The sequence below is a fragment of the Streptomyces sp. NPDC002499 genome (assembly GCF_053595415.1).
The window spans coordinates 241,121-266,069 of the sequence record NZ_JBSFXO010000003.1; the positions used below are offsets into that span (position 1 = coordinate 241,121).

27 protein-coding genes are annotated in these 24,949 nt (G+C 71.4%); 15 read left to right on the forward strand and 12 right to left on the reverse strand.

The window, feature by feature from the left end:
- Positions 1-124: 124 nt before the first annotated feature.
- Positions 125-1,348: an arginine deiminase gene (locus ACWD5F_RS09135; RefSeq protein WP_401721841.1), complete on the forward strand. Its 1,224-nt coding sequence runs from the start codon at positions 125-127 to the stop codon at positions 1,346-1,348.
- Between the two features lie 102 nt (positions 1,349-1,450).
- Positions 1,451-2,458 (forward strand): ornithine carbamoyltransferase, encoded by a 1,008-nt coding sequence (gene argF / locus ACWD5F_RS09140; RefSeq protein ID WP_451252583.1) that lies wholly within the window; start codon positions 1,451-1,453, stop codon positions 2,456-2,458.
- A gap of 18 nt (positions 2,459-2,476) precedes the next feature.
- On the opposite strand, the gene ACWD5F_RS09145 is transcribed toward argF, so the two are convergent.
- The 7 genes from ACWD5F_RS09145 to ACWD5F_RS09175 all read right to left on the reverse strand — a co-directional run bounded on the left by ACWD5F_RS09145 (position 2,477) and on the right by ACWD5F_RS09175 (position 8,950).
- Positions 2,477-2,932: an ATP-binding protein gene (locus tag ACWD5F_RS09145; protein ID WP_401721837.1), complete on the reverse strand. Its 456-nt coding sequence runs from the start codon at positions 2,930-2,932 to the stop codon at positions 2,477-2,479.
- Positions 2,933-3,201: 269 nt separating this feature from the next.
- The gene (locus ACWD5F_RS09150) at positions 3,202-4,401 is read right to left on the reverse strand and encodes a sulfate adenylyltransferase subunit 1 (protein ID WP_451252585.1); all 1,200 of its coding nucleotides are present in this window, start codon (positions 4,399-4,401) and stop codon (positions 3,202-3,204) included.
- A gap of 2 nt (positions 4,402-4,403) precedes the next feature.
- Positions 4,404-5,324: a sulfate adenylyltransferase subunit CysD gene (gene cysD, locus ACWD5F_RS09155; RefSeq protein WP_451252587.1), complete on the reverse strand. Its 921-nt coding sequence runs from the start codon at positions 5,322-5,324 to the stop codon at positions 4,404-4,406.
- On the reverse strand, positions 5,321-5,872 hold the full coding sequence (gene cysC, locus ACWD5F_RS09160) for an adenylyl-sulfate kinase (protein WP_451252589.1): 552 nt from the start codon (positions 5,870-5,872) through the stop codon (positions 5,321-5,323). The genes cysD and cysC overlap by 4 nt, the downstream gene beginning before the upstream one ends.
- 151 nt (positions 5,873-6,023) lie before the next feature.
- Positions 6,024-6,842 carry a PaaX family transcriptional regulator gene (locus tag ACWD5F_RS09165; protein ID WP_451252590.1) on the reverse strand — a complete coding sequence of 273 codons (819 nt, stop codon included), beginning with the start codon at positions 6,840-6,842 and terminating at the stop codon, positions 6,024-6,026.
- Positions 6,843-6,857: 15 nt separating this feature from the next.
- Complete coding sequence (locus ACWD5F_RS09170) at positions 6,858-8,474, reverse strand: AMP-binding protein (RefSeq protein WP_451252592.1); 1,617 nt, start codon at positions 8,472-8,474, stop codon at positions 6,858-6,860.
- Positions 8,475-8,761: 287 nt separating this feature from the next.
- Positions 8,762-8,950 (reverse strand): DUF5999 family protein, encoded by a 189-nt coding sequence (locus ACWD5F_RS09175; protein ID WP_451252594.1) that lies wholly within the window; start codon positions 8,948-8,950, stop codon positions 8,762-8,764.
- Between the two features lie 271 nt (positions 8,951-9,221).
- Here ACWD5F_RS09175 and ACWD5F_RS09180 point away from each other — a divergent pair, with 271 nt between their 5' ends.
- The 9 genes from ACWD5F_RS09180 (at position 9,222) to ACWD5F_RS09220 (ending at position 17,687) form a co-directional block, all read left to right on the forward strand.
- Positions 9,222-9,653 carry a DUF6299 family protein gene (locus ACWD5F_RS09180; protein WP_451252596.1) on the forward strand — a complete coding sequence of 144 codons (432 nt, stop codon included), beginning with the start codon at positions 9,222-9,224 and terminating at the stop codon, positions 9,651-9,653.
- A gap of 127 nt (positions 9,654-9,780) precedes the next feature.
- A complete protein-coding gene (locus ACWD5F_RS09185) occupies positions 9,781-10,947 on the forward strand; it encodes an NAD(P)/FAD-dependent oxidoreductase (RefSeq protein ID WP_451252598.1) in 1,167 nt (388 codons plus the stop codon).
- Positions 10,944-11,297, forward strand: a complete 354-nt coding sequence (locus tag ACWD5F_RS09190) for a (2Fe-2S)-binding protein (protein WP_451252600.1) — start codon at positions 10,944-10,946, stop codon at positions 11,295-11,297. The genes ACWD5F_RS09185 and ACWD5F_RS09190 overlap by 4 nt, the downstream gene beginning before the upstream one ends.
- On the forward strand, positions 11,245-12,693 hold the full coding sequence (locus tag ACWD5F_RS09195; protein WP_451252602.1) for an FAD-dependent oxidoreductase: 1,449 nt from the start codon (positions 11,245-11,247) through the stop codon (positions 12,691-12,693). The genes ACWD5F_RS09190 and ACWD5F_RS09195 overlap by 53 nt, the downstream gene beginning before the upstream one ends.
- A gap of 92 nt (positions 12,694-12,785) precedes the next feature.
- Positions 12,786-13,685, forward strand: coding sequence for a dihydrodipicolinate synthase family protein (locus ACWD5F_RS09200; protein WP_451252604.1), 900 nt, complete (start codon positions 12,786-12,788; stop codon positions 13,683-13,685).
- Between the two features lie 45 nt (positions 13,686-13,730).
- A complete protein-coding gene (locus ACWD5F_RS09205; protein WP_451252606.1) occupies positions 13,731-14,732 on the forward strand; it encodes a proline racemase family protein in 1,002 nt (333 codons plus the stop codon).
- Between the two features lie 40 nt (positions 14,733-14,772).
- Entirely contained in the window at positions 14,773-15,453 is a 681-nt protein-coding gene (locus tag ACWD5F_RS09210) for a GntR family transcriptional regulator (RefSeq protein WP_401721807.1), read from the forward strand.
- A 210-nt stretch (positions 15,454-15,663) separates the two neighbouring features.
- On the forward strand, positions 15,664-16,941 hold the full coding sequence (locus tag ACWD5F_RS09215) for a methyltransferase domain-containing protein (RefSeq protein ID WP_451252608.1): 1,278 nt from the start codon (positions 15,664-15,666) through the stop codon (positions 16,939-16,941).
- Between the two features lie 56 nt (positions 16,942-16,997).
- Positions 16,998-17,687 carry a M24 family metallopeptidase gene (locus ACWD5F_RS09220; protein ID WP_451252610.1) on the forward strand — a complete coding sequence of 230 codons (690 nt, stop codon included), beginning with the start codon at positions 16,998-17,000 and terminating at the stop codon, positions 17,685-17,687.
- Between the two features lies 1 nt (position 17,688).
- On the opposite strand, the gene ACWD5F_RS09225 is transcribed toward ACWD5F_RS09220, so the two are convergent.
- Entirely contained in the window at positions 17,689-17,934 is a 246-nt protein-coding gene (locus tag ACWD5F_RS09225) for a hypothetical protein (protein WP_451252612.1), read from the reverse strand.
- A gap of 139 nt (positions 17,935-18,073) precedes the next feature.
- Between ACWD5F_RS09225 and ACWD5F_RS09230 the strand changes: the two genes are divergently transcribed.
- Together ACWD5F_RS09230 and ACWD5F_RS09235 are read left to right on the forward strand one after the other, a co-directional pair.
- Positions 18,074-18,550, forward strand: coding sequence for a potassium channel family protein (locus ACWD5F_RS09230; protein WP_451252614.1), 477 nt, complete (start codon positions 18,074-18,076; stop codon positions 18,548-18,550).
- A 149-nt stretch (positions 18,551-18,699) separates the two neighbouring features.
- Positions 18,700-19,533, forward strand: a complete 834-nt coding sequence (locus tag ACWD5F_RS09235) for a helix-turn-helix transcriptional regulator (RefSeq protein ID WP_451252615.1) — start codon at positions 18,700-18,702, stop codon at positions 19,531-19,533.
- A gap of 4 nt (positions 19,534-19,537) precedes the next feature.
- On the opposite strand, the gene ACWD5F_RS09240 is transcribed toward ACWD5F_RS09235, so the two are convergent.
- On the reverse strand, positions 19,538-20,302 hold the full coding sequence (locus ACWD5F_RS09240; RefSeq protein ID WP_451252617.1) for an SDR family oxidoreductase: 765 nt from the start codon (positions 20,300-20,302) through the stop codon (positions 19,538-19,540).
- 341 nt (positions 20,303-20,643) lie between these two features.
- On the opposite strand from ACWD5F_RS09240, the gene ACWD5F_RS09245 reads away from it, so the two are divergent.
- Positions 20,644-21,450, forward strand: coding sequence for a class I SAM-dependent methyltransferase (locus ACWD5F_RS09245; protein WP_451252619.1), 807 nt, complete (start codon positions 20,644-20,646; stop codon positions 21,448-21,450).
- Here ACWD5F_RS09245 and ACWD5F_RS09250 read toward each other — a convergent pair.
- Positions 21,447-22,052 carry a flavin reductase family protein gene (locus ACWD5F_RS09250; protein ID WP_451252621.1) on the reverse strand — a complete coding sequence of 202 codons (606 nt, stop codon included), beginning with the start codon at positions 22,050-22,052 and terminating at the stop codon, positions 21,447-21,449. The two genes, ACWD5F_RS09245 and ACWD5F_RS09250, sit on opposite strands and share 4 nt — an antisense overlap.
- Before the next feature lie 232 nt (positions 22,053-22,284).
- Between ACWD5F_RS09250 and ACWD5F_RS09255 the strand changes: the two genes are divergently transcribed.
- Positions 22,285-22,944 (forward strand): hemerythrin domain-containing protein, encoded by a 660-nt coding sequence (locus ACWD5F_RS09255; RefSeq protein ID WP_451252623.1) that lies wholly within the window; start codon positions 22,285-22,287, stop codon positions 22,942-22,944.
- 1 nt (position 22,945) lies between these two features.
- On the opposite strand, the gene ACWD5F_RS09260 is transcribed toward ACWD5F_RS09255, so the two are convergent.
- Both ACWD5F_RS09260 and ACWD5F_RS09265 read right to left on the reverse strand, forming a co-directional pair.
- Positions 22,946-23,839, reverse strand: a complete 894-nt coding sequence (locus ACWD5F_RS09260) for a dihydrodipicolinate synthase family protein (RefSeq protein ID WP_451252625.1) — start codon at positions 23,837-23,839, stop codon at positions 22,946-22,948.
- Between the two features lie 10 nt (positions 23,840-23,849).
- On the reverse strand, positions 23,850-24,806 hold the full coding sequence (locus ACWD5F_RS09265) for a redoxin family protein (protein ID WP_451252627.1): 957 nt from the start codon (positions 24,804-24,806) through the stop codon (positions 23,850-23,852).
- Positions 24,807-24,949: the final 143 nt, after the last annotated feature.

The following is a 24,949-nucleotide window of genomic DNA, read 5'->3' on the forward strand; positions in this document are numbered from 1 at the left end:
CCGTGTTTCTCGTCATCGCGACGATAATCCGCGAAGCCGTTAATCGTCAAGGGGACGAGAACAAGGAATCGCGGAAACGGGCGAGTAGGGGGTGAAGTCGGTCATGGGTGGTCAGGATGGAGGCATGGCATACCACGTCGACTCCGAAGCCGGGCGGCTGCGCCGCGTCATCCTGCACCGGCCGGATCTGGAGCTCAAAAGGCTCACCCCCAGCAACAAGGACGCCCTGCTCTTCGACGACCTGCTCTGGGTGCGCCGGGCGCGCGCCGAGCACGACGGCTTCGCGGACGTCCTGCGCGACCGAGGGGTCACCGTCCATCTCTTCGGCGACCTGCTCACCGAGGCCCTGGCGATCCCGGCGGCCAGAACGCTCGTCCTGGACCGGGTCTTCGACGAGAAGGAGTACGGGGTCCTGGCCACCGACCACCTCAGGGCCGCCTTCGAGAACCTGCCCTCGCCGGATCTCGCCGAGGTCCTGATCGGCGGGATGACCAAGCGCGAGTTCCTGGACGCGCACCCGGAGCCGACCTCCGTGCGCTTCCATGTGATGGACCTCGACGACTTCCTGCTCGGCCCGCTCCCCAACCACCTCTTCACCCGGGACACCTCCGCCTGGATCTACGACGGCGTCTCCATCAACGCCATGCGCTGGCCGGCCCGGCAGCGCGAGACGGTCCACTTCGAGGCGATCTACCGGCACCACCCGCTCTTCCGTGGCGAAACGTTCCGCGTCTGGTCCGAGGGGCAGGCCGACTACCCCTCCACCATCGAGGGCGGGGACGTCCTCGTCATCGGCAACGGAGCCGTCCTGATCGGCATGAGCGAGCGCACCACGCCCCAGGCCGTCGAGATGCTCGCGCACAAGCTGTTCGCCGCCGGCTCCGCGCAGACCATCGTCGCCCTGGACATGCCGAAGGCGCGCGCGTTCATGCACCTCGACACCGTGATGACGATGATCGACGGCGACACCTTCACCCAGTACGCGGGCCTCGGCATGCTCCGCTCGTACACGATCGAACCGGGCGTCGGCGACAAGGAGCTGAAGGTCACCGACCACCCGCCGGAGCACATGCACCGCGCGATCGCCGCCGCCCTCGGCCTGAACGAGATCCGTGTGCTGACCGCCACCCAGGACGTGCACGCGGCCGAGCGCGAGCAGTGGGACGACGGCTGCAACGTCCTGGCCGTCGAGCCGGGCGTGGTCGTCGCCTACGAGCGCAACGCCACCACCAACACCCATCTGCGCAAGCAGGGCATCGAGGTCATCGAGATCCCGGGCAGCGAACTGGGCCGGGGCCGCGGTGGACCGCGCTGCATGAGCTGTCCGGTCGAACGTGAGGCCGTATAGCGGCCCTGTGACGCCCCTTACCTGCTGTATATAAATGCGAATCGTCGTATAGACTTCCAGGGTTCCTGTTTCCGCATTCCCTCGCACTCCTGGAGCGCCCCCATGGCGACAGTCCCGACCGCCCTCGCCGGCCGCCACTTCCTCAAGGAGCTCGACTTCACTGCGGCGGAGTTCGTCGGCCTGATCGAGCTGGCGGCCGAGCTGAAGGCGGCCAAGCGGGCCGGGACCGAGACGCGGCACTTGAGCGGCAAGAACATCGCACTGATCTTCGAGAAGACCTCGACGCGCACCCGCTGCGCGTTCGAGGTCGCCGCCGCCGACCAGGGCGCCTCGACGACGTATCTCGACCCGTCGGGCTCGCAGATCGGGCACAAGGAGTCCGTGAAGGACACCGCGCGGGTGCTGGGGCGGATGTACGACGGGATCGAGTACCGCGGGGACAGCCAGGCCAAGGTCGAGGAGCTGGGGGCGTACGCGGGCGTGCCCGTCTACAACGGGCTGACCGACGACTGGCACCCCACCCAGATGCTCGCCGATGTGCTCACCATGACCGAGCACACCGCCAAACCGCTGACCGACATCGCCTACGCCTACCTCGGCGACGCCCGCTTCAACATGGGGAACTCGTACCTGATCACCGGCGCCCTGCTCGGCATGGACGTCCGGATCGTCGCCCCGAAGTCCTACTGGCCGGCCCAGGAGATCGTCGACCGCGCCCGGGAACTGGCCGAGTCGAGCGGAGCCCGCGTGACTCTCACCGAATCCTTGACGGAGGGCGTCCAGGGGGCCGACTTCGTCGCCACCGACGTCTGGGTCTCGATGGGTGAGCCCAAGGAGGTCTGGGACGAGCGGATCACGGCTCTCGCCCCGTACGCCGTGACGATGGACGTCCTGCGGGCCACCGGGAACCCGGACGTCCGGTTCCTGCACTGCCTCCCGGCCTTCCACGACCTCGGTACGAAGGTGGGCCAGGAGATATACGAGACCCATGGCCTCGACTCGCTCGAAGTGACCGACGAGGTGTTCGAGTCGGCCTACTCGGTCGTTTTCGACGAGGCGGAGAACCGTCTGCACACGATCAAGGCCGTCCTGGTGGCGACCCTCGCCTGACCTGGGGTTTCCCTCAGGTCACGCGGAACGCCGCTGCGGCGGCACCACCGGCAGCCTGAACCAGACCGCCTTGCCCGACTCGGTCGGACGGTGTCCGCAGGACGAGCTGAGAGCGCGGATCAGGAGCAGTCCGCGCCCGTGTTCCTGCCACGGGTCGGGCTCCCCGCAGTCGGGCCGGGTCAGGTCCCCGGGCGGCGCCGGGTCCGGGTCGTGCACCTCGACCTGACACCCGGAGGGCATCAGCTCCACCACGAGTTCTATCGGGGAGTCGCCCGCGGTGTGCTCCACGGCGTTGGCGACCAGCTCGGCCGTGAGCAGCTCCGCGGTGTCACTGTCGGCCCCGTACTCCAGCTCGGTCAGCGCCGTGCGCACCAGCGCACGGGCGACGGGCACGGCCGCGGCGGAGTGCGGCAGCGCGATGCGCCAGGAGGCGGCCGAGGAGGAGGGGCGATCGTACAAGGCGGTTCCGTTCATGAGCAGGCTGTCCTGCTTTCAACCTTATGTATGGTACGGCGCCGCCCGGCAGAGTCGTCCGACGGGCACCGTGCGGGACCTTCGACCCCGTACCGAGCGGCTTACCCAGTCCAACGCCCCGCCTCGCATGAGTGAGCCCGTTGTTACCGCGTTATTGACGAGCGGTGACATTGGCGCATCGCGAAGGTTTGTATCGTCATCCTGACGACAGTCAGGAACAGGCCCCGCCCCAGAGGCCTCCAGACGACCGGTCCTGCAGACGACCGGTGCTACAGCTCCACCATGCCCGCCGTCAGCGTCGCCCCGTCCGCCGGGTCGATCACCAGGAACGCCCCGGTGCGCCGGGAGACCGCGTAGTCGTCGAGGGCCAGCGGCTCCGCCGTCCGCAGACCGATCCGCCCCAGATCGTTCGCGCGCAGCTCGCTCACCCCGCCCAGGTCCTTGACGATCGCCTTGACGGTCCTGGTCGTGTGCCGGACCAGCACCCGGTCGCCGACCCGCAACGGCCGATCGGCGAGATGGCAGACGGCCGCCCGGACCTCCTGCGTGAGCGCGGGGACGCCGACGCCCGTCGTGAGCATGTCGCCGCGCGAGATGTCCACCTGGTCGGCGAGACGCACCGCGATCGACTGCGGCGCGTACGCCACCTCCGCCTCGGCGCCGAGCACGTCGATGCCGGTGATCTCGGAGTTCGCGCCGGACGGGTGCACGGTGACCCGGTCGCCGACCCGCAGCGAGCCGGACGCCAACTGGCCCGCGTAGTAACGGAGTTCGCCGTGCCGGATGACGTACTGCACCGGGAAACGGGCGGGCGCGTCGGCCGCCTCCGTGCCGACCGGGACGCTCTCCAGGAAGTCCAGCAGGGACGGGCCCCGGTACCAGTCCATGTGCGCCGAACGCTCCACCACGTTGTCGCCGACCAGCGCCGAGACCGGGATCGGCGTGAAGTCGGGCAGGCCCAACTCGGCCGCGTGGCCCGCGAAGTCCTCGACGATCCGTCGGAAGTCCTTCTCCTCGTACCCGACCAGATCCATCTTGTTGACGGCCAGGACCACGTGCGGGACGCGCAGCAGGGCGGCCACGGCCGCGTGCCTACGGGTCTGTTCCACCACGCCGTTGCGCGCGTCGATCAGGACGACGGCCAGCTCGGCGGTGGAGGCGCCGGTGACCATGTTGCGGGTGTACTGCACGTGGCCGGGGGTGTCGGCGAGGATGAACCGCCGCCTGGGTGTGGCGAAGTAGCGGTAGGCGACGTCGATGGTGATGCCCTGCTCGCGCTCGGCGCGCAGACCGTCGGTCAGCAGGGCGAGGTCGGGGCCTTCCTGACCTCGGCTCAGGGAAGCCCGCTCGACGTCCTCCAGTTGGTCGGTGAGGATCGACTTGGAGTCGTGCAGCAGCCGTCCGACGAGCGTCGACTTGCCGTCGTCGACCGAACCCGCGGTGGCGAACCGAAGCGTGTCCACGGCCATGACTAGAAATACCCCTCGCGCTTGCGGTCTTCCATCGCGGCCTCGGACATCTTGTCGTCGGCCCGGGTCGCGCCGCGCTCGGTCAGCCGGGAGGCGGCGATCTCGGCGATCACCTTCTCGATGCCGTCGGCATCGGAGTCGACGGCGCCGGTGCAGGACATGTCGCCGACCGTGCGGTAGCGAACCTGCCGTTTCTCCACGCTCTCGCCGGACTTGGGCCCGCCCCACGCGCCGGCGGTCAGCCACATGCCACCCCGGTCGAACACCTCGCGGTAGTGGGCGAAGTAGATGTCGGGCAGCTCGATCCGCTCACGGGCGATGTACTGCCAGACGTCCAGCTCGGTCCAGTTGGACAGCGGGAACACGCGGACGTGTTCGCCGGGCGCGTGACGCCCGTTGTACAGGTTCCACAGCTCGGGCCGCTGCCGGCGCGGGTCCCACTGCGAGAACTCGTCCCGCAGCGAGAACACCCGCTCCTTGGCCCGGGCCTTCTCCTCGTCCCGACGCCCACCACCGAACACGGCGTCGAACTTCTCGGCCTGGATCTTCTCCGTCAACGGCAGCGTCTGGAGCGGATTACGGGTCCCGTCCGGACGTTCGCGCAACACACCCCGGTCGATGTAGTCCTGCACGGACGCCACATGGAGCCGCAGCCCGTACCGCTCCACCGTGCGGTCCCGGTACTCCAGGACCTCAGGGAAGTTGTGGCCCGTGTCGACGTGCAGCAGCGAGAAGGGAATCGGCGCCGGCGCGAACGCCTTGAGCGCCAGGTGCAGCATGACGATGGAGTCCTTGCCGCCGGAGAAGAGGATCACCGGTCGCTCGAACTCGCCCGCCACCTCGCGGAAGATGTGCACCGCCTCGGACTCCAGCGCGTCCAGATGGGAGAGGCTGAAGCCCGTCGCGGGCGGCGCCGCGCTCACACCAACCCCCGCTCCGCCAGCAGCGCGTGCACCGCGTCCGCCGACTCCTCGGGCGTCTGCACCTGCGTCGGCAGCACGAGGTCCGGGTCGAAGGGCGGCTCGTACGGGTCGTCGATACCGGTCAGGCCGGTCAACTGCCCCGCCGCCTGGCGGGCGTAGAGGCCCTTCACGTCCCGCGCGCTGCACACCTCGATCGGAGTGGCGACATGCACCTCGATGTACGGCGTCGCGCTGGCCTGGTGCCGCTTGCGCACGGCCTCGCGGCTGTCGGCGTACGGGGCGATGACCGGGACGAGGGACAGCACGCCGTTGCGGGCCAGGACCTCCGAGACCAGGCCGATGCGCTGCACGTTGGTGTTGCGGTCCTCTCTGGAGAAGCCGAGTCCCGCGGAGAGGAAGCGGCGTATCTCGTCACCGTCCAGGACCTCCACGCGGTGCCCCTCGGCCGTCAGCCGATCCCCCAGGTGGCGGGCGATCGTCGTCTTGCCCGCGCTCGGCAGCCCCGTCAGCCAGACCGTGGCTCCCTGAGTCCTTGGCGTGGTGGTCATGCGCAACAGTCCTCTTTCCTACCCGTCGTGCGACGCGTGGAACGGTAGGTAAGAAGTCTGAGAGGAGGTGTTAAGGAGCCTGAGGTTTGGCTGAGTGACTCATGGGACGTCTCTCATGCGCCCGATGAGGAGGGGCCCGTCCGCATGCCCGTCATACGCCCGCGAAACCGGCCCCCGCGGCCCTGAGTCGCTCGTGCAGTCCCCGGAACACCGCCGCCGACCGTGCCCCCGGCCAGTCCTCGGGGAGCAGCCTGGCGGGCAGCCCGGGGTCGACGTAGGGGAGGTGGCGCCAGGAGTCCAGGGCGAGGAGGTAGTCGCGGTAGGCCTCCTCGGGCCGGGTGTCGGCGGCCGGGCGCCCTTGCCAGTCCCGCAGCACGCGTGCGTGGCGGTCGAGGAACGCGTCGTGCTCCTTGGCGATGGCGGCCAGGTCCCACCAGCGGGCGACCGCTTGGACGGTGGGCGCGAAGCCCAGGTGCTCGCCGCGGAAGAGATCGACGTACGGGTCCAGTCGTAGTCGTACGAGGGTGTGCCGGGTCTCCTCGTACAGCCGGGCCGGGGCGATCCACACGCCCGGTGCCGCGCTGCCGAAGCCGAGGCCGGCCAGGCGGGAGCGCAGGACGTGCCGTTTCTGCCGCTCCGACTCCGGTACGGAGAACACGGCGAGGACCCAGCCCTCGTCCTCGGGCGGCACCTCCGCGTAGATGCGGCGGTCGCCGTCGTCGAGCAACTGGCGTGCCTCCGCCGAGAGTTCGTATCCCGCGGTGCCCTGGGCCGTGCGGGCCGGCAGCAGCAGCCCGCGCCGTTTGAGACGGGACACCGAGGAGCGTACGGAGGGCGCGTCCACGCCGACCGCGGCGAGCAGCCGGATCAGTTCGGCGACGGGCACGGGGCCCGGCACGAAACGGCCGTACGCGCCGTAGAGCGTGACGATGAGAGACCGTGGGGCAGGCTGGTCGGACACGTTGATCATCTTAGGTCTTCGACATCACTGCTGGTCACCATCGGTGTCAACACCGGAGTGATCTTCGGTGCGCAGTCTGAACCGCTGGAGCTTGCCGGTGGCCGTGCGCGGCAGCGCGTCCAGGAAGACGATCTCGCGCGGGCATTTGTACGGCGCCAGCTCGGACTTGACGAAGGCGCGCAGGGCCTCGACGTCCCGTTCGGCGCCCTCCTTGAGGACGGCGTAGGCCACCACCACCTGACCACGGGCCTCGTCGGGCCGCCCCACGACCGCCGCCTCGACCACGTCCGGGTGACGCAGCAACGCGTCCTCGACCTCAGGTCCCGCGATGTTGTAGCCGGCCGAGATGATCATGTCGTCGGCGCGGGCGACGAAGCGGAACCAGCCGTCGCTCTCGCGCACATAGGTGTCACCGGTGACGTTCCAGCCGTCGCGCACGTACACGCGCTGGCGCGGGTCGTCCAAGTACCGGCAGCCGACCGGCCCTTGTACGGCGAGCAGCCCAGGCTCCCCGTCCGGCACCGGAGTTCCGTCCGCGTCCTGCACGCGCGCGTGCCACCCCGGCACCGGTTTCCCCGTCGTGCCGGGCCGGATGTCCTCGTCGGCGGCGGAGATGAAGATGTGCAACAGCTCGGTGGCGCCTATGCCGTTGATGATCGGCAGCCCGGTCCGCTCCCGCCAGGCCTGCCAGGTGGCGGCGGGCAGGTTCTCCCCGGCGGAGACACAGCGACGCAGGGACGAGACGTCGTACGCGTCGACCTCGCCGAGCATCGCGCGGTAGGCGGTCGGCGCGGTGAACAGCACCGAGACCCGGTGGGCGGCGATCGCGGGCAACAGCTGCCTGGGGCCCGCCTGTTCGAGCAGCAGCGCACTCGCGCCGACGCGCATCGGGAAGATCACCAGACCGCCCAGGCCGAAGGTGAAACCGAGCGGCGGACTCCCCGCGAAGACGTCGTCCCGCCGTGGCCTCAGCACATGCTTCGAGAAGGTGTCGGCTATGGCGAGCACGTCCCGGTGGAAGTGCATGCACCCCTTCGGGCGGCCGGTGGTGCCCGAGGTGAACGCGATCAGCGCGACGTCGTCGGCCGCGGTCCCGACCGCCGGATACGGGGTGTCGGGCGCCGGACGGTTCAGGAGGTCGCCGGGGGCGTCACCGCCGTACGTCGTGATGCGCAGCCCCGGTATCTCCGCCTTGGCGAGGTCGTCGACGGCCCGTATGTCGCACAGGGCGTGCCCTATGTCGGCGATCCCGCACATCGTGGCCAGCTCGTGCGGCCGCTGCTGCGCCAGCACCGTCACGGCGACCGCGCCCGCCTTCAGCACCGCCAGCCAGCAGGCCACGAGCCACGGTGTGGTCGGTCCGCGCAGCAGCACCCGGTTCCCGGGAACCACGCCGAGGTCGCCGGTCAGGACATGCGCGAGCCGGTCGACGCGGGCGCGCAGTTCGCCGTACGTCCAGGAGGGTCCTGTGGGGGTGTGGAACGCGGAGCTTTCGGCGTCCGGGCCGGTCAGCAGCTCGGCGGCACAGTTCACCCGATCGGGGTACCTCAGCTCCGGCAGCTCGAAGCGCAGGTCCGGCCATTCCTCGCGCGGCGGGAGGTGGTCACGCGCGAAAGTGTCGACATGCGCCGAGTCGATCATGGCGGTACGCCCCCTTGCCTGATGGGCGGGGTCCGGGCTCGCGCAACGAGCGTATCGCCTTGGTGACGACAGTCAACGGGGCGCGATACCGCCGGGGGCGGGGAGGCCGTGCGTCCGCGGGGCGGAGGGGCGCGGGAGAAGCGGGAGGGGGTGCGGACGCAAGGGGGCCGGCGGTCTTCGCAGTGTCGCTCGAACCGGCCGGGGCCGCTCGGTGGCGCCCGCTGGGGAGTCGTACGGGGGGTGGGGCGGCGGTGCTGTTACCGCGCCCGCGACTGCATCGGCGTGACTCAGGCCGCCATCGTCAGCGAAGCGACCCGGTGCGGCGCGACCGCGCGGCCGTCGGGGGTCAGTTCACCGGAGTCGTCGAACACGATCGCCCCGTCGCAGAGCAGGCTCCAGCCCTGCTCGGGGTGGGCGGCGACGACATGCGCGGCGATGTTGTCGGAGGAAGAGCTCGAAGGCTGGTGGGAACACATGTCGCACCTCCAGGTCGGTGGGGTTGCGCCGGTCGGCGTCCCCATGGAAGAGACCATCCTCCCGCCGTGAACTCATCGGAACAGCGCATCGGGAAGCGTGACAACACGCGGACAACTCCCGGACGGTTCCACGACCGTCGGTGCGGACTCGCCACCGAAGGAGTGACGAGCGTGACCATCGGTGTGGACTCGCCACCGAAGGAGTGACGATCACGGCCGTGGGCCCGCGCGCCCGGTACCAGTGGAGGCCCCACACTCAGGAGGTTTCCCCGTGTCCCTGCGCCCCGCGATCCGCACCGCCGTCTGCGCCGCGCTGTTCCTGCTGGCCGCCGCCCCGGCCGCGCCCGCGTCCGCCGACCCCTTCGAGACCGTGACCGTCGACCCGACGGGGTACATCGCCCCCGACGGCACCGTCACCCTCTCCGGCACCTACCGCTGTCTCGGCAACGGCAGCCCGGTCTTCGTCAGTTCCTCGGTCGCCCAGAACTCCCCGAACGTCCGCCACGGCATCGGCGGCACCCGCGCCGTGTGCGACGGCATGGAACACCGCTGGCAGAACACCGGCAAGACCTCGTCCGACAGCCTCGAACCCGGTGCGGCGAACGTCGAGGCGACCCTGATGGAACTCAACGCCCACGGCGGCCTGCCGCTGCCCCGCTTCCACGCGGCCCAGCGCGAGGACATCACGCTGACGGAGGGCTGACGGAGAGTTGACGGCCCTGGTGGGCGGTCGACCGTGCGGCTCCCGGTGGCGGAGGGCGGGACCCTCGGCCGCCGGGGCCTGCGTACGACCCCTTGGCGAGGACAGAGACATGTGACATTGTACTGACGTGAGCAGCCCACTGACCTGCGACGTCGTAGTCATCGGGGCCGGCATGGTGGGCGCGGCCTGCGCTCTCCACGCGGCCCGGGCAGGCTTGCGGACCCTCCTCGTGGACCGCGGCCCCGTGGCCGGCGGCACCACCGGCTCCGGCGAGGGCAACCTGCTCGTCTCCGACAAGGAACCGGGCCCCGAACTCGACCTCGCCCTCCTGTCCCGACGTCTGTGGGCCGACCTCGCCGCCGAACCCGGCCTGGGCGAAGCCGTGGAGTTCGAGCCGAAGGGCGGAGTCGTCGTCGCCTCCTCGCCCGAGGGCATGTCCGCACTGACCGGCTTCGCCGCCGGACAGCGGGCGGCCGGAGTCGACGCGCAGGTCGTCGCCGCCGACCAACTCCCCGAACTGGAGCCGCACTTGGCCCCCGGGCTGGCAGGAGGCGTGCTCTACCCGGAGGACTGCCAGGTGATGCCGACCCTGGCCGCCGCCCATGTAGTACGAGCCGCCCGACGCGCCGGCGCCGACCTGCGCACCGGGACCGCCGTCACCGACATCCTGCGCGCGAAGGACGGCTCCGTGCGCGGAGTCCGGACCGCGCACGGCGACGTGCACGCGCCGGCCGTCATCAACGCGGCCGGCACCTGGGGCGGCGAGGTCGCCGCGCTGGCCGGGGTGCAGCTGCCGGTGCTGCCGCGCCGCGGCTTCGTGCTGGTCACCGAGCCGCTGCCGCGCGGGGTGATCCGGCACAAGGTGTACGCCGCCGACTACGTGGCCGACGTGGCCAGCGGGGACGCGGGGCTCCAGTCCTCGGCGGTCGTCGAAAGCACGGACGCGGGACCGGTGTTGATCGGGGCCAGTCGCGAACGGGTGGGCTTCGACCGGACGTTCTCGCTCCCGGTCGTGCGCAGACTGGCCGCGCAGGCCACCGAGCTCTTCCCGATGCTCGGCAGGGCGCACGCGATGCGCGGCTATCTCGGCTTCCGGCCCTATCTGCCGGACCATCTGCCGGCCATCGGCCCCGACCCCCGGGTGCCGGGGCTCCACCACGCCTGCGGCCACGAGGGCGCGGGCATCGGACTCGCGGTCGGTACGGGGCACTTGATCGCCCAGACGCTGACCGACCGGACACCGGACCTCGACCTGACGCCGTTCCGCCCGGACCGTTTCGAGGAGGGGGAATGAGAAGAGGCGAGACCCCGCTGGAGCTGGCCCGGGCCCACCCCGGACCGGCCTTCACCGTCACCGTCGACGGCCGTGAGATCGACGCCCTGCCAGGCCAGACCGTCGCCGCCGTGCTCTGGACGGCCGGCATCACCTCCTGGCGCGGAACCCGCGGGAGCGGCGCACCGCGCGGAGTCTTCTGCGGGATCGGCGTCTGCTTCGACTGCCTCGTCATCGTCAACGACCGCCCGAACCAAAGGGCTTGCCTCGTCCCGGTCCACCCCGGCGACACGATCCGCACGCAGGAGGGCACCGGCCATGACGACCTCGCCCGGGACGGCGCTGACCACGACGACCTCGACCATGACTAGCGCCGACCTCGCCGTGATCGGCGCGGGCCCCGCCGGGCTCGCCGCCGCGCTCACGGCCGCCGACCGGGGCGTACGGGTCACCCTCCTCGACGCGGGTGCGCAGGCAGGCGGACAGTTCTACCGGCAGCCCGCGGTCGGGCTCGGCGCCCGCAGACCACAGGCGCTGCATCACGCCTGGGGCACTTGGGAGGCGCTGCGGGACCGGTTGGCCACACATGTGGCGGCGGGCCGGATCACCCACCTGGCGGACCGTCATGTCTGGTTCGTGGAACCGGAGTTCAGACCGGGTCGCTTCGGCGTCCACGCCCTGCTCGGCCCCGACCAGCAGACCTCGGAGACGGTCGCCGCCGATGCCGTCCTTCTCGCCACCGGCGGCTACGAGAAGGTGCTGCCCTTCCCCGGCTGGACCCTCCCCGGAGTGGTCACCGCGGGCGGCGCCCAGGCCATGCTCAAGGGCGGGCTCGTCCTGCCGGGGCGCACGGTGGTCGTCGCGGGGACCGGCCCGCTGCTGATGCCGGTCGCGGCCGGGCTCGCCGCGGCGGGCGCCGAAGTCGTCGCGTACGTCGAGTCCGTACGCCCCGCCGGGTTCGTACGGCACGCGGCCACCCTCGCCGCGCATCCGGGCAAGGTCGTCGAGGCGGCCGGGTACGCCTCCCAACTCCTGCGGCACAAAGTGCCGGTGATGGTCCGTCATGCGGTCGTGGCGGCCCACGGCACCGATCGGGTCGAGGCCGTCACCGTCGCCGCGCTCGACACCGACGGTCGGGTCAGGCCCGGCACCGAGCGGCGGATCGACTGCGACACCTTGGCCGTCGGGCACGGCATGCTCGCGCACACCGACCTCGCGGAGTCCCTCGGCTGCGCGATCGATGACACCGGTGACCCGCTCGTGGTCACCGACGCCGAGCAGCGCACCGACGTCGACGGAGTCTGGGCGGCGGGTGAGGCCACCGGGGTCGGGGGAGCGGTGCTGGCGCTCGCCGAGGGTGAGATCGCCGGGTACTCGATCGCCGCCCGCCTCAAGGGAGTTGAACCCCGGTCCGGCGGCTGGGCGGCAGCCACCCGCACCCGGTCCCGGCTACGGCACTTCTCCGCCGCCCTCGCCATCGCCTACGCCCCGCCCGCCCACTGGGTGGACCAGGTCACCGACGACACCGTCGTCTGCCGCTGCGAGGAGGTCCCGGCGGGCGCGATCCGCACGGCCACCGCCGAACTCGGCGCCACCGACCTGCGTACCGTCAAGCTCCTCACCCGCGCCGGAATGGGCTGGTGCCAGGGCCGGATCTGCGCGCCCGGAGTCGGCGGAGTGGCGGGCTGCGCGCCGGGACCGGCCAAGCGGCCCTTCGCCAGGCCGGTACCGCTGGAGGTACTGGCCCGGGAACCGGAGGGGCCCTGAGCGGCGCCCATTGGCTGACCAGGCCTTCCGACCACCGTCACCCAGGACATCCGTCAGCGATACGTCACCCCCATCGGAAAGTTGAGGCTCCCATGACCGTCACGCCCCCTCACCCCGTCTGGCGCGGCGTCCTCGTCGCCACCGCGCTCCCGCTGCACGACGACCTGAGCGTCGACTTCGACGGGTTCGCGGACCACTGCCGGTGGCTCGTCGCGAACGGCTGCGACGGGGTCGTCCCCAACGGCTCGCTCGGCGAGTACCAGGTGCTCACCGACGAGGAGCGCGCTCGGGTCGTCGAGACTGCCGTCGCGGCCATAGGCGGCGACAAGGTCATGCCGGGCGTCTCGGCCTACGGTTCCGCCGAGGCCGCCCGCTGGGCCCGACAGGCCAAGGAGGCGGGGTGTGCCGCCGTCATGCTGCTGCCGCCCAACTCCTATCGGGCCGACGAGCGTTCGGTGCGCGCGCACTACGCCGCCGTCGCCGAGGTCGGCATCGACATCGTCGCCTACAACAACCCGCACGACACCAAGGTCGACCTCACCCCCGAACTCCTCGCCGAACTGCACGCGGCCGGGCTCATCAAGGGCGTGAAGGAGTTCTCCGGCGACCCCCGACGCATCTACCAGATCCAGGAACTCGCCCCCGAATTGGACGTGTTGATCGGCGCCGACGACGTCCTGCTGGAGCTGGCCGTGGCCGGCGCCAAGGGCTGGATCTCCGGCTACCCCAACGCCCTGCCGAAATCGACGGTCGAGCTGTACCACGCGGCCGTCAAGGGCGACCTGGCCACCGCCGTACCCCTCTACCGCCACCTGCACGCGCTGCACCGCTGGGACTCCAAGGTGGAGTTCGTCCAGGCGATCAAGCTCTCCATGGACATCGTCGGGCGCCGTGGTGGTCCGGTCCGGCCGCCCCGGGTGCCGTTGCTGCCGGAGCAGGAGAAGGCCGTCCGCGAGGCCACCGAGAAGGTCGTCGCCCTCGGGCTCTCCTGACCCGTCCCGCGCCCCACCGAGGCCGCGCCACCGAGAGGAACTCCCATGCGCAGCAAGCTGGTTCTGCACGCCGTGGACTCGCACACCGAGGGCATGCCCACCCGCGTCGTCACCGGCGGCATCGGCACGATCCCCGGCGCCACGATGGACGAACGCCGGCTGTGGTTCCGCGAACACCGCGACGACGTACGGCACTTCCTCATGGACGAGCCCCGCGGGCACTCCGCGATGAGCGGGGCGATCCTCCAGCCGCCCACCCGCCCCGACTGCGACTACGGCGTCGTCTACATCGAGGTCTCCGGCTACCTCCCGATGTGCGGCCACGGCACGATCGGGGTGGCCACCGTCCTCGTCGAGACCGGCATGGTGCCGGTCGTCGAGCCGGTCACCACCGTCCGCCTGGACACCCCGGCCGGTCTGGTGGTTGCCGAGGTCGCCGTCGAGGACGGTGCCGCGAAGGCCGTCACCCTCCGCAACGTGCCCTCCTTCGTCGTCGGCCTGGACCGCAAGGCGACCCTCGCCGCCGGCCGCACGGTGACGTACGACCTGGCCTTCGGCGGCAACTTCTACGCGATCCTGCCGCTCGACCAGTTCGCACTGCCCTTCACCCGCGACCGCAAGGACGACATCCTCGCCGCGGGACTCGCCCTGATGGACGCGATCAACTCCGAGGCCCCGCCCGTCCATCCGGAGAACCCGACCATCAACGGCGTTCACCACGTCTACCTCGCCGCACCCGGCTCGACCGCCACGCACTCGCGGCACGCGATGGCCATCCACCCGGGCTGGTTCGACCGTTCACCGTGCGGCACCGGCACCTCGGCCCGCATGGCCCAGCTGCACGCCCGCAGCGAACTCCCGCTGCACCAGGACTTCTTGAACGAGTCCTTCATCGGTACGTCCTTCACCGGCCGCCTCGTCGAGACCACCGAGGTCGCCGGTCGCCCGGCGGTCGTGCCCACGATCACCGGGCGGGCCTGGATCACCGGCACCGCGCAGTACCTTCTTGATCCGGCCGACCCGTTCCCGTCCGGCTTCGTCCTCTGACCCCGCTCCTCCTCCCGCAGCCGAGGAAAGGACCCCTCCCATGGCCAAGGCCGCCGCACGGTCCCGCCCCGCCCTGCCCCTCCTCGGCGGCTCCCGTCCCAGCTACCGCGAGAGCGTCGCCAACGCCCTGCGGGCCGCGCTCGTCGCCGGTGAGCTGCGCCCCGGCGAGGTCCACTCCGCCCCCTCGCTCGCCGCCCGCTTCGGCGTCTCGGCGACCCCCGTGCGCGAGGCCATGCTCGACCTCGTCAAGGAGGGCCTGGTCGACACCGTGCCCAACAAGGGCTTCCGGGTCACCGCCGTCTCCGAGCAGCAGCTCGACGAGTACACCCACATCCGCTCGCTGATCGAGATCCCCACCACCACGGCGCTCGCGGCCACCGCCGACCCCGCCGCCCTCGAAGCGCTGCGCGCGGACGCCGAGGACATCGTCGGCGCGGCGGCCGACGGCGACCTCATCGCCTACGTCGAGGCCGACCGCCGCTTCCACCTGGGCCTGCTCGCGCTGGCCGGCAACCAGCACCTGGTCGAGGTCGTCGGCGACCTGCGCAAGCGGTCCCGCCTGTACGGCCTGACCGCGCTGGTCGAGCGGGGGCTGCTGACCTCCTCGGCCGAGGAGCACCTGGAGATCCTCGACGCGCTCCTCGCCCGGGACGAGGACCGGGTCCGGGCCGTCATGACCCGCCACCTCGGCCATGTGCGGGGCGACTGGGCCGCCCGCTGACGACTCCGACGCCGGCCCGTTCGCCGGGCGGCCGTGGACGGCGTGGCGCATCATGGTCACTGCACCCGCGGGGGAAAACGGCGCGCTGCGCACCTGCGGGACGATCGATGTCGTAGGACCGCACCTGCGGCCGTCTTCGTGCCATTACCTATGCATATGCGGTTGTGGCGCGTGGTCGCTCGGGTACGGTCGTCCGGGAGGTGGTGGCCCGTGATCCAGGTCGTGGAGCACGCACAGGGCGAGGGGCCCTACGCCGTCGGCGCCGCGCTGGCGGCGGCCGGACTGCCGTACCGGATCTGCCGGACCTGGGCCGGGGAGCCGGTGCCCGACTCGGTCGAGGGGCTGGCGGGTCTGGTCGTGATGGGCGGGCCGATGGCGGCGTACGAGGACTTCCCGGGACGCTCCGCCGAACTGGCGCTGCTCGCCGCCGCGTTGGAGGCCGAGGTGCCGGTGCTCGGGGTGTGTCTGGGGGCGCAGCTGCTGGCCGTCGCCGCGGGCGGTACCGGCCGCCCCGGGTCGGGGACGCAGGTCGGCTGGAGCGACGTACGGATGGCGCCCGCCGCGGCCTCCGACCCGCTGTTCGCCGGCGTCCCCGAGCGGCTGCGGGTGCTGCACTGGCACGGCGACACCATGGACCTGCCGGCCGGGACGACGCTGCTGGCCTCCTGCGAGCGGTATCCGGTGCAGGCGTTTCGGGTGGGCGGCTCGGCCTGGGGCATGCAGTTCCACCTGGAGGCGGACAAGGCGACGGTCGACGCCTTCGTCGCGGCCTTCCCGGAGGAGGCGGCCATCGCCCCCGGGCTGTTGGAGTCCGCGCCCGCCGAACTGGCCGCCGTGGCCCCGCACCGGGACGGCGTGTTCGAGCGCTTCGCCGCGTTCGTGGCGGACCGCGCCGAACAGACCGCCACCCGGGCCTTCTTCACCCACCGGGCGGCCACCTGGGAGGAACGCTTCGCGGCCGACCAGCCCCGGTACACGGCCGCGGTCGAGCGGATGGGACTCCGCCCTGGACAGTCGGCCCTCGACGTCGGCTGCGGCACCGGCCGCGCCCTGCCCGCCCTCCGCGCACAGGTCGGTGACGCGGGTGTCGTCCTCGGCGCCGACCTCACGCCCGCGATGCTGACGGCGGCGCGGCGCGAAGGCCGCGCGGACCTCGCCCTGCTCCTGCTCGCCGACGCCACCCGGCTGCCACTGGCGACCGCCACCATGGACGGCGTCTTCAGCGCGGGTCTCGTCGACCACGTGCCCGACCCCGCGGCGGCGCTGCGCGAGTGGGCCAGGGCCACCGCGCCCGACGGCATCCTGCTGCTCTTCCACCCCTCCGGCCGCGCCGAACGCGCCGCCCGCCACGGACGCCCCCTCGACCCCGCCGACCTGCTGGCCGAGGAGAACCTCCGCCCGGCCCTCCGCGCCGCCGACTGGGACCTGGTCCACTACGAGGACGCCACCCACCACTTCCTGGCCCGCGCGGTCCGCGTCCACCCTTGAGCGCGGACGGCGAAATCACATTGCCGGAAACGATCAGACGCCGTTACGTTCGGCCCATGGCGGACGACGAACCCACGCGCGCGGCGCGACTGCTGGACGCGCAGGCCAAGGCCGAACGACTCTTCGCGGAGATCGAGACACGGGGACTGGTGGCGCCCGGCGAGGGCGAGGGAGCGGTCAGCGACCGGATCCGCGACCTGGCGAACGACCTCTTCGGCACCACCCGCCACTGGCACAAGCGCATCGTCCGCTCCGGCCCCAACACCCTCAAGCCCTACCGGGAGAACCCGCCGGACCGGGTGATCGAGGCCGACGACATCGTGTTCGCCGACTTCGGCCCGATCTTCGAGGAGTACGAGGCCGACTTCGGCCGCACCTTCGTGCTCGGCGACGACCCGGTCAAGCGCCGCCTGCGCGACGACCTCCCGAAGGCCTTCGCGGCCGGCCGGGCCTTCTACGAGGCCGACCCCGACATCACCGGCGCCCGCCTCTACGCCGAGGTCGACCGCCTCGCCACCGAAGCCGGCTGGGAGCTGGGCGGCTGGCACGCCGGACACCTCGTCGGCGAGTTCCCGCACGAGACCATCGACGGCGCGGACACCGAGTCGTACATCACCCCCGCCAACGACACCCCGCTGCGCCGCACCGACAAGGCCGGCCGCGTCTGCCACTGGATCCTGGAGATCCACCTCATCGACCGCGAACGAGGCTTCGGCGGCTTCTACGAGGAACTGCTCGACCTCTGACTCAGCCGGACCCGGCGGACGCGGAACCGGGGGACGACACCCGCACCGCCCGGCTCCCGCAGCGCGGGCAGACGGCCACCGCCAGCGGCGAGCTGAGGGGCTCGTCGTTCTCGTCGACGTACTCCTGGATGTCCGGACGGCCGGGATCGGTGAAGAACATGAGCTTGAAGGTCCGTTCCCAGGTGTGACCGCAGTCGCCGCAGGTGAAGACGAACGTCTCGGTCACCGCGTCGGGCTCGGCTGTCATGGCGCAAGGCCATCATCCGACCGCGCCCCTCACCACCGTCCGGACCCGTCCGGGTGAGCGCCCGCCGATGGGGTGACGGCGGCGGTCCGCAGGCGCGCCGGGCCCGGGCGGCGGCCGTGCGTCGCGCAGGATCCGGGCCATGGTGCCCGGACTGTGGACCAGGACGGTCGCGCTGCTGCTCGGCCGGCACGGACGCTCGCTGCATCTCAGGGCCGCGGGCGGGGCGACCGCCGTCCTCGTGGCGGTGATGCTGGCCGGCTCGTACGTGGTCGTGGCCGCCGAGCGGGGTGCGCACGGGGCGCAGATCACCTCGTACCCCAGGGCGTTGTGGTGGTCGATCGAGACGGCGACCACGGTCGGTTACGGCGATTTCTTCCCGGTGACCCCGTGGGGCCGCGTCATCGGCTCGGTGGTGATGGTCGTCGGGATCACCGCGTACGGCATGGTCACCGCGGCCCTCGCGACCTGGTTCGTGGGCCGGGACGACAAGCGCCGCCATCACCTCGCGCGCGAGGCGGAGGACGCGGCGCGTGCGATGCGCGAGGACGCGACCCGGGCCCTGCACGCGCGCTTCGACCGCCTTGAGCGGCTGCTGGAGGACCGGGGAGACCCGTAGGACGACCGGGTGCGCGGACAGGGGGGACACCCCGTAGGGCGGCCGTGTGCAGGGACGGGGGGGGAACCTCGTAGGGCGGCCGTGTGCAGGGACGGGGGGGAACCTCGTAGGGCGGCCGTGTGTACGGCGCCGGGGGTACTGTCGCTCGTATGCGGAACGTGCCTGTCAACGCCCTCGGGGACTTCCTGCGGGCCGGCCGTTCCCGCCTGGAACCGGCCGATGTCGGGCTGCCGGTCGGTGGCGGCACCCGTCGGGTCAAGGGGCTGCGGCGGGAAGAGGTGGCCGTCCTCGCGGGGGTGAGCGCCGACTACTACATCCGGCTGGAACAGGGCCGCGAGACCAACCCCTCGCCGCAGGTCGTCGACGCGCTCGGCAGGGCGCTGCGCCTGGATGCCGACGCGCGCGGTCACCTGTTCCGCCTGGCCGGCATCAATCCCCGCGCGCAGTCCGCCGGCCCGCGCGACCAGGTGCACCCCGATCTGCTGCGGCTGCTCGACGCCTTCCCTACGGCCGCGGCCTACGTCCTGGGCCCCGCGTTCGACATCCTCGCCACCAACGTCGTCGCCGACGCCCTGCTGTCCCCCTTCGCGGGGGAGACCAGCATGCCGCGCATCCTGTTCACCCACCCGCTGGCCCAAGAGGTCTTCCCCGACCGGCAGTTGGTGACCTCGGCGACCGTGTACGCGCTGCGGCTGAACGCGGCCCGGTTCAGCGACACCCCCGAGATCGACGCCCTCGTCCGTGAACTGCTGGAGATCTCGGGGGAGTTCAGGACCCTGTGGAACGACCAGACGGTCCGGGCCCTCACCCGCGCCTACAAGGTGTTCGTCCACCCGGAGGTCGGCCGCGTCGAACTCACCTATCAGAGCTTCGACGTACGCGACGCCCCCGGCCAGGAGCTGCTCGTGGGCTCGGCGGAACCGGGAACCCGCAGCGCGGAGGCCCTGACGTACCTCGCGTCGATGGCGGCTCCGCGCCACTGAAGGGTCAGTTCTGGACCGTGGGGCGTACGACGATCTCGTTCACGTCGACGCCCGCGGGCTGGGCGATCGCGTAGCCGACGGCCTCGGCGACCGCCGCCGCGGGCAGCCCGATCAGCTCGGTAGCGGTGCGTGCCGCGCCCTGCGCCTCGGCGTCGCCACCCTTGGCGGTCAGCTCGGAACGGGTGAAACCGGGGCTGACGACCGTGACCCTGACGTCGGAGTTCTCCTGCCGCAGCCCCTCGGACAGGGCCCGCACCGCGTACTTGGTCGCGCAGTACACCGCGGCCGTCGGGTCGACGCGGTGGGCGGCGGTGGACGCGATGTTCACGACGTGCCCGGAACGCCGCTCCCGCATCGACGGCAGCACGGCCGCGATCCCGTACAGCACACCCCGCAGATTCACGTCGATCATCTGGTCCCACTCCTCCACACGCAGGGCGGCCAGCGGGGCGAGCGGCATCACCCCCGCGTTGTTGACCAGCACGTCGACGCGCCCGTGCCGAGCCAGCGTCGCTTCGACGAAGACACGGACACCGGCCCGGTCGGTGACGTCCAACTCGGCGTGTTCGGCGCTGTGTCCGGCCTCCCTCAGCTCCTTGGTGAGCAGCGCGAGACGGTCGGTGCGGCGGGCCCCGAGCACGACATGGTGGCCGGCCGCGGCGAGCCGGCGGGCGGTCGCCGCGCCGATGCCGCTGGACGCGCCCGTCACGATGACGATCTTGGGGGCGATCGGGGTGGCCGGGGTGGATGGGGTGGAGGCGGTGGTCACGGGGGTCTCCTGGGGGATACGGGGAGGGGAACTGAGGTGGGTCGGGCGCGGAGTCGGCGACTGCGCTGGGGAGTCGGGCGCGGAGTCGGCGACTGCGCTGAGGGGGTCGGGCTCGGAGTCGGCGACTGCTGACGATCCGCGTCCTCGCCCGACGATCCGAGTCTTCGCCCGCCCGCCTCGACGAGGAAGGCCGTACGGAGGTGGGTGCCGCGCACCCTCCCTCAGGCCTTTCCTCAGGTGTTCCCTCAGGCCTTCCCTCGGACCGGACCTCGCGCCCACGGGAAAGGGCTGTTCGTCGACGCGCAAGCGGCATGGCCGGAGCCTTGGCAGAGTCGTCGGACATGAGCACATACGCGATGGGCACCACCTCCGCGGAGACCGGCCGGCTGGACGTTCAGGACGCGCTGTACGGCGGTTTCACCGAGTACCTCTTGAGAGCCGCCGGCCTACGGGAGGGGATGCGGGTCCTCGACGTCGGCTGCGGCACGGGCGGCGTGTCACTCGCGGCCGCGCGCATCGTCGGACCGAGCGGTCAGGTCGTCGGCGTGGACATGAACGCGCAGGCGCTGGAGACAGCGCGGGGGAACGTCGCCGCGTCCGATCTACGCAACATCCGTTTCGAGCACCGGGTGTTGCCCGACGTCGAACTCCCGCAGCCTGTCGACGCGTTGGTGGGCCGACTGATCCTCATGCATCTGGAGGACCCGGTGGCGGTCGTGCGGGAGCTGACCGGATCGGTACGCCCCGGCGGTCTCGTCACGTTCCAGGAGGTCAACATCTCCCGGGCACGGGCCATCCCCGAGGTACCCCTGGTGACGACATGCCAGGAGTGGATCTGTGCGGGTCAGCGAGAGGCGGGCAGCAATCCCGACATGGGCGAACAAGTGGCCCAGGTACTGCGGTCCGTCGGGGTGCCCGACCCCAGCGTCGCCGTGGCGGTACCGACCGGCGTCGCGGACTCGGCGGCGATGACCCTCGTCACCGAAACCGTCCGCAGCCTCCTCCCGTTGATCGAGCGCAGCGGAATCGCCGACGCCAGGGAAGTGGACATCGAGACGCTGCACGGCCGTCTGTCGGAAGCGTGCGCGGCGGCGGAGGCGACGGTCTATCTGTCGGAACTGGTCGCGGCGTGGGGACGACTCGCCTAGCTGTCCGGCCAGTCCGCGTAGCGAATGCGGCGCAGGTCGAGAACCTCGCCGATAGTGCTCCATTCGTCCTTGCCCAGGCGGGCCAGTGGGCGCATACGGGTGACCTCGGGATGGCCGTCGGACAGGACGGCTTCGTCGACCGCGATGTGAACCACCCGTCCGAAGACCACAGTTGAGTCGCCCAGCCGGAGCGTGCTGTGCAGTTCGCACTCCAGCGCCACGGGGGAGCCGGCGACGCGGGACGCCTTCACGCGGGCGCCGGGCTCGCGCGCCACTCCCACGGCGTCGAACTCGCTCACGCCGTGCGGGAAGTCCGTGGCTGTCCTGTTGACCTCCTCGACCAGCGACTCCGGGGCGAGATTGACCACGAACTGCCCGGTGGCCTCGACATTGCGCAGGGAGTCCTTACGGCCGACCGAGGTGAACTGGACGATCGGCGGCTTGACCGACGAGACCGTGAAGAAGGAGTGCGGGGCCAGATTGTCGACGCCGTCCGCGGAGACGGTCGAGACCCAGGCGATGGGGCGCGGCAGGACGGACGCCGTGAGCAGTCGGTAGACGGCCGTCGGCTCAAGCCTGGACACGTTGAATTCGGTGCGCATAGCAGGGGTTTATCAGATGCCCCCGAGGCTCCGGGCAGCCCGCTGCAGCGTGCGGTCCTCGTCCGGCTGCTGCTCGCGGAAGGCCGCGGCCCAGCATGTGTACGAGGTGAGCGACCGCCTGCGGAAGGCAGCGGCACAGCGCTGACCAGCGCTTTCATCTGCCGTCGATCAGACGTTGATCCGTGTTCGGCACGGTGGTCCGAGAACAGCTGAGCAAAGGCTAGGGAGCACCATGTCCGACGTAGTCACCGAGAAGCCCGATGTCCACGACATGGTCGTGGTGCACCGCACGTTCCGGCGGTCGTGCGCCGAACTGCCGGATCTGCTGCGTGGGTTGCGGCCCGGTGACACCGCGCGGGCCGCGCTGGTCGTGGACGCGGTGCGGTTCCTGCTCATGGGTCTTGAAGCCCACCACGTCAGCGAGGACGAGTTCCTCTGGCCCCGGCTCGCGGCACGGGCCGCGGACCAGGCCGAGACGATCGCGCGCATGGAGGAACAGCACCACCGCCTCGACGAGTTGGTCACGCGGGTGACGGGCGCGCTGGACGGACTGGCGGCCGATCCCCGACAGCCCCTCTGCGCGCAGGTCGCGGACCAACTCGCCGAACTGGGCGCGGTGTTGACCTTTCACATGGACGAAGAGGAGCGCACCATCCTGCCGTTGGCCTCCGAATGCCTGACCGTCGCCGAATGGGAGCGGCTCGGCGAGATCAGCCTGGCCAAGCTGGACAAGAAGCATCTGCTGCGTGCCTTCAGCGCGTTGATGGCGGTGGCGACTCCCGAGGAGCAACGGACGATCCTCACCAAGGCACCCGTACCCGCCCGCCTCCTGTGGCGCCTGACCGGCCGCCGCTCACACGCCCGCTGGGAGGCCCGCCTGTACGGGACCTGACCTACGCGCGCAGTCCCAACTGCTCGACCACGTCCGCTACTTGAGCTCGGTCCTCGGCGCCGAGGCCGCGCAACGGTCGGGGAAGGCTGCGCGGCGGGGTCAGGCCGACGTACTCGGCCGCCTCGGCGATCACGCGCAAGGAGCCGTGCCGGGCGAAGAGGTCCCACAGGGGTTGGAGTCGCTGCGCGGCCTGTCGGGCCCCGTCGGCGTCGCCGGACTGTGCGGCCCGGGTGATCGTCAGTGCCGGCTCCGGGAAGGTGCCGGCGATCACCGAATACCAGGCGTCACACCCGGCGTTGAGCCCGGTGGCCCCGTAGGCGTCGCCGCTGACCCCCACGGTCACACGGTCGGGAAGGATCCGGCGCAGCTCCTCGACACGCGTCCGGGCGGCTTCGGGGTCGGCGGGCACACCGGGGATCTTGATGGACGCCACGTGCGGCAGCTCGGTCACGCGTGCGTACAGCTGGTCGGTGAAGGTGAAGTGCGTGGTGCCCGGGTTGTCGTAGACGACCAGCGGGACCGAGAGGTTCGCCGTGACGTCCTCGAAGAGTCCGAACACCTCGTCCTCGGTCAGCCGCTGGTACGACATCGGCGCGAGCAACACCCCGGCGACACCGGCGAGTTGGGCGTCCTCCGCCGCCTCCAGCACGTTCCGGGTGCGCAGTGCGCCGATGCCCGCGACGACCGGGGTCGAGCCGGCGTTCGCCATCGCGATCCGCAGCGCGCGGGCCCGTTCCTCGCGGGTCAGGTAGGCGTAGGACCCCGTGGAACCCAGGGCGCCGATCGAGTCGACGCCGGCCGCGGCGAGCCGGGCGACCAGCGCGGCGAACGAGTCCTCCTCGATGCCGTCCTCGGTGACCGGGGTGAGGGGAAAGGCACTCAGGCCGGTGAACATCGACTTCTCCTTACAGGGAGTTGGCCCGCAGCCACGCCAGCACCTCGTCCGCGTGGTCGTTCGGCGGGAAGACGGGATAGAAGACGTGCTCGATCACGCCGTCGCGGACGACGAGCGTCAGCCGTTTGTAGAGCGTCAGCCCGTTGGTCTCGAAGAGGGGGAGGTCCAGTGCTCCGGCCAGGCTCCGCTCCGGGTCGGAGAGCATCTCGAAGGGCAGGTAGAGCCGCTCGACCACCTCACGCTGGTAGTCGGGTTCCTGGCTGGACAGGCCGAACACCCGGACCGCTCCGGCGGCCAGCAGTTCCTGGTAGTGGTCACGGAAGCCGCACGCCTCGGGCGTACAGCCGCGCGCCCCGGGAATCGCGTCCCAGCCCTCGGGCAGGTCCGTGCCCGGCCGGCCGGTGAGCGGATACACGTACACCACCGTCCGCCCCTCACCGAGCGCGTCGAGCCGGACGGACGACCCGCCACTGCTGCGCAGCTTCAGGGGTGGGACCGGCAGGCCGGGCAGGTGGGCGGCCGTGCCGTCGTCCTGGGGGACGGGCAGGTCGGCGGGCAGGCTCGTGTAGTCCATCAATGGCTCCTGACGTCCGTCGGCCGGTGCGGCACAGCTGTTGCGGTGGGCGGCCGTCAGCAAGTGCGCGACCAGCGTGGTCCGGCGGGCGGTGAGGCCCGCGATGCGTTGCGAGAGATCGTCGATCGCCTCCCGGTACCCGGCCAGCGAGGCGGGACAGTCGTCGCCGTGCTCATGGCCGACCGCCAGGCATTCCAGGAAGGGACGGGTGCGCTCCACGGGGATCCCGAGGTCGCTCAGCGCCCGGATCTCCCGTACGAGCCGCAGGTCGTGCTCGTCGTAGTTCCGGTAGCCGTTGGGCAGCCGCTCAGGCGTCAGCAGCCCCAGCGATTCGTAGTAGCGCACCGCCTTGGTCGTCACGCCTGCCCGGCCGGCCAGTTCACCGATCTGCATGTCTCTCACCTCGAAGAACGCTAAACCCTGCCCCCGGGGGCAAGGTCAAGCCGCCCCCACTGGGCAGCACCGGCACCGGCACCGGCACCGGCACCGGCCCGGCACACGGACGCCGCCGCACCCCGACCCGATCCGCTGGACAG

Coding starts and splice junctions, on each gene's coding strand:
- ACWD5F_RS09230 (WP_451252614.1), top strand. CDS start 18,074: ATGGTGCCCGGACTGTGGACCAGGACGGTCGCGCTGCTGCTCGGCCGG.
- ACWD5F_RS09165 (WP_451252590.1), bottom strand. CDS start 6,842: ATGATCAACGTGTCCGACCAGCCTGCCCCACGGTCTCTCATCGTCACG.
- ACWD5F_RS09245 (WP_451252619.1), top strand. CDS start 20,644: ATGAGCACATACGCGATGGGCACCACCTCCGCGGAGACCGGCCGGCTG.
- ACWD5F_RS09260 (WP_451252625.1), bottom strand. CDS start 23,839: ATGTTCACCGGCCTGAGTGCCTTTCCCCTCACCCCGGTCACCGAGGAC.
- ACWD5F_RS09205 (WP_451252606.1), top strand. CDS start 13,731: ATGCGCAGCAAGCTGGTTCTGCACGCCGTGGACTCGCACACCGAGGGC.
- ACWD5F_RS09195 (WP_451252602.1), top strand. CDS start 11,245: ATGACGACCTCGCCCGGGACGGCGCTGACCACGACGACCTCGACCATG.
- cysC (WP_451252589.1), bottom strand. CDS start 5,872: ATGACCACCACGCCAAGGACTCAGGGAGCCACGGTCTGGCTGACGGGG.
- ACWD5F_RS09145 (WP_401721837.1), bottom strand. CDS start 2,932: ATGAACGGAACCGCCTTGTACGATCGCCCCTCCTCCTCGGCCGCCTCC.
- ACWD5F_RS09220 (WP_451252610.1), top strand. CDS start 16,998: ATGGCGGACGACGAACCCACGCGCGCGGCGCGACTGCTGGACGCGCAG.
- ACWD5F_RS09250 (WP_451252621.1), bottom strand. CDS start 22,052: ATGCGCACCGAATTCAACGTGTCCAGGCTTGAGCCGACGGCCGTCTAC.
- ACWD5F_RS09225 (WP_451252612.1), bottom strand. CDS start 17,934: ATGACAGCCGAGCCCGACGCGGTGACCGAGACGTTCGTCTTCACCTGC.
- ACWD5F_RS09170 (WP_451252592.1), bottom strand. CDS start 8,474: ATGATCGACTCGGCGCATGTCGACACTTTCGCGCGTGACCACCTCCCG.
- ACWD5F_RS09135 (WP_401721841.1), top strand. CDS start 125: ATGGCATACCACGTCGACTCCGAAGCCGGGCGGCTGCGCCGCGTCATC.
- ACWD5F_RS09150 (WP_451252585.1), bottom strand. CDS start 4,401: ATGGCCGTGGACACGCTTCGGTTCGCCACCGCGGGTTCGGTCGACGAC.
- ACWD5F_RS09255 (WP_451252623.1), top strand. CDS start 22,285: ATGTCCGACGTAGTCACCGAGAAGCCCGATGTCCACGACATGGTCGTG.
- ACWD5F_RS09235 (WP_451252615.1), top strand. CDS start 18,700: ATGCGGAACGTGCCTGTCAACGCCCTCGGGGACTTCCTGCGGGCCGGC.
- ACWD5F_RS09210 (WP_401721807.1), top strand. CDS start 14,773: ATGGCCAAGGCCGCCGCACGGTCCCGCCCCGCCCTGCCCCTCCTCGGC.
- argF (WP_451252583.1), top strand. CDS start 1,451: ATGGCGACAGTCCCGACCGCCCTCGCCGGCCGCCACTTCCTCAAGGAG.
- ACWD5F_RS09265 (WP_451252627.1), bottom strand. CDS start 24,806: ATGCAGATCGGTGAACTGGCCGGCCGGGCAGGCGTGACGACCAAGGCG.
- ACWD5F_RS09175 (WP_451252594.1), bottom strand. CDS start 8,950: ATGTGTTCCCACCAGCCTTCGAGCTCTTCCTCCGACAACATCGCCGCG.
- ACWD5F_RS09200 (WP_451252604.1), top strand. CDS start 12,786: ATGACCGTCACGCCCCCTCACCCCGTCTGGCGCGGCGTCCTCGTCGCC.
- ACWD5F_RS09190 (WP_451252600.1), top strand. CDS start 10,944: ATGAGAAGAGGCGAGACCCCGCTGGAGCTGGCCCGGGCCCACCCCGGA.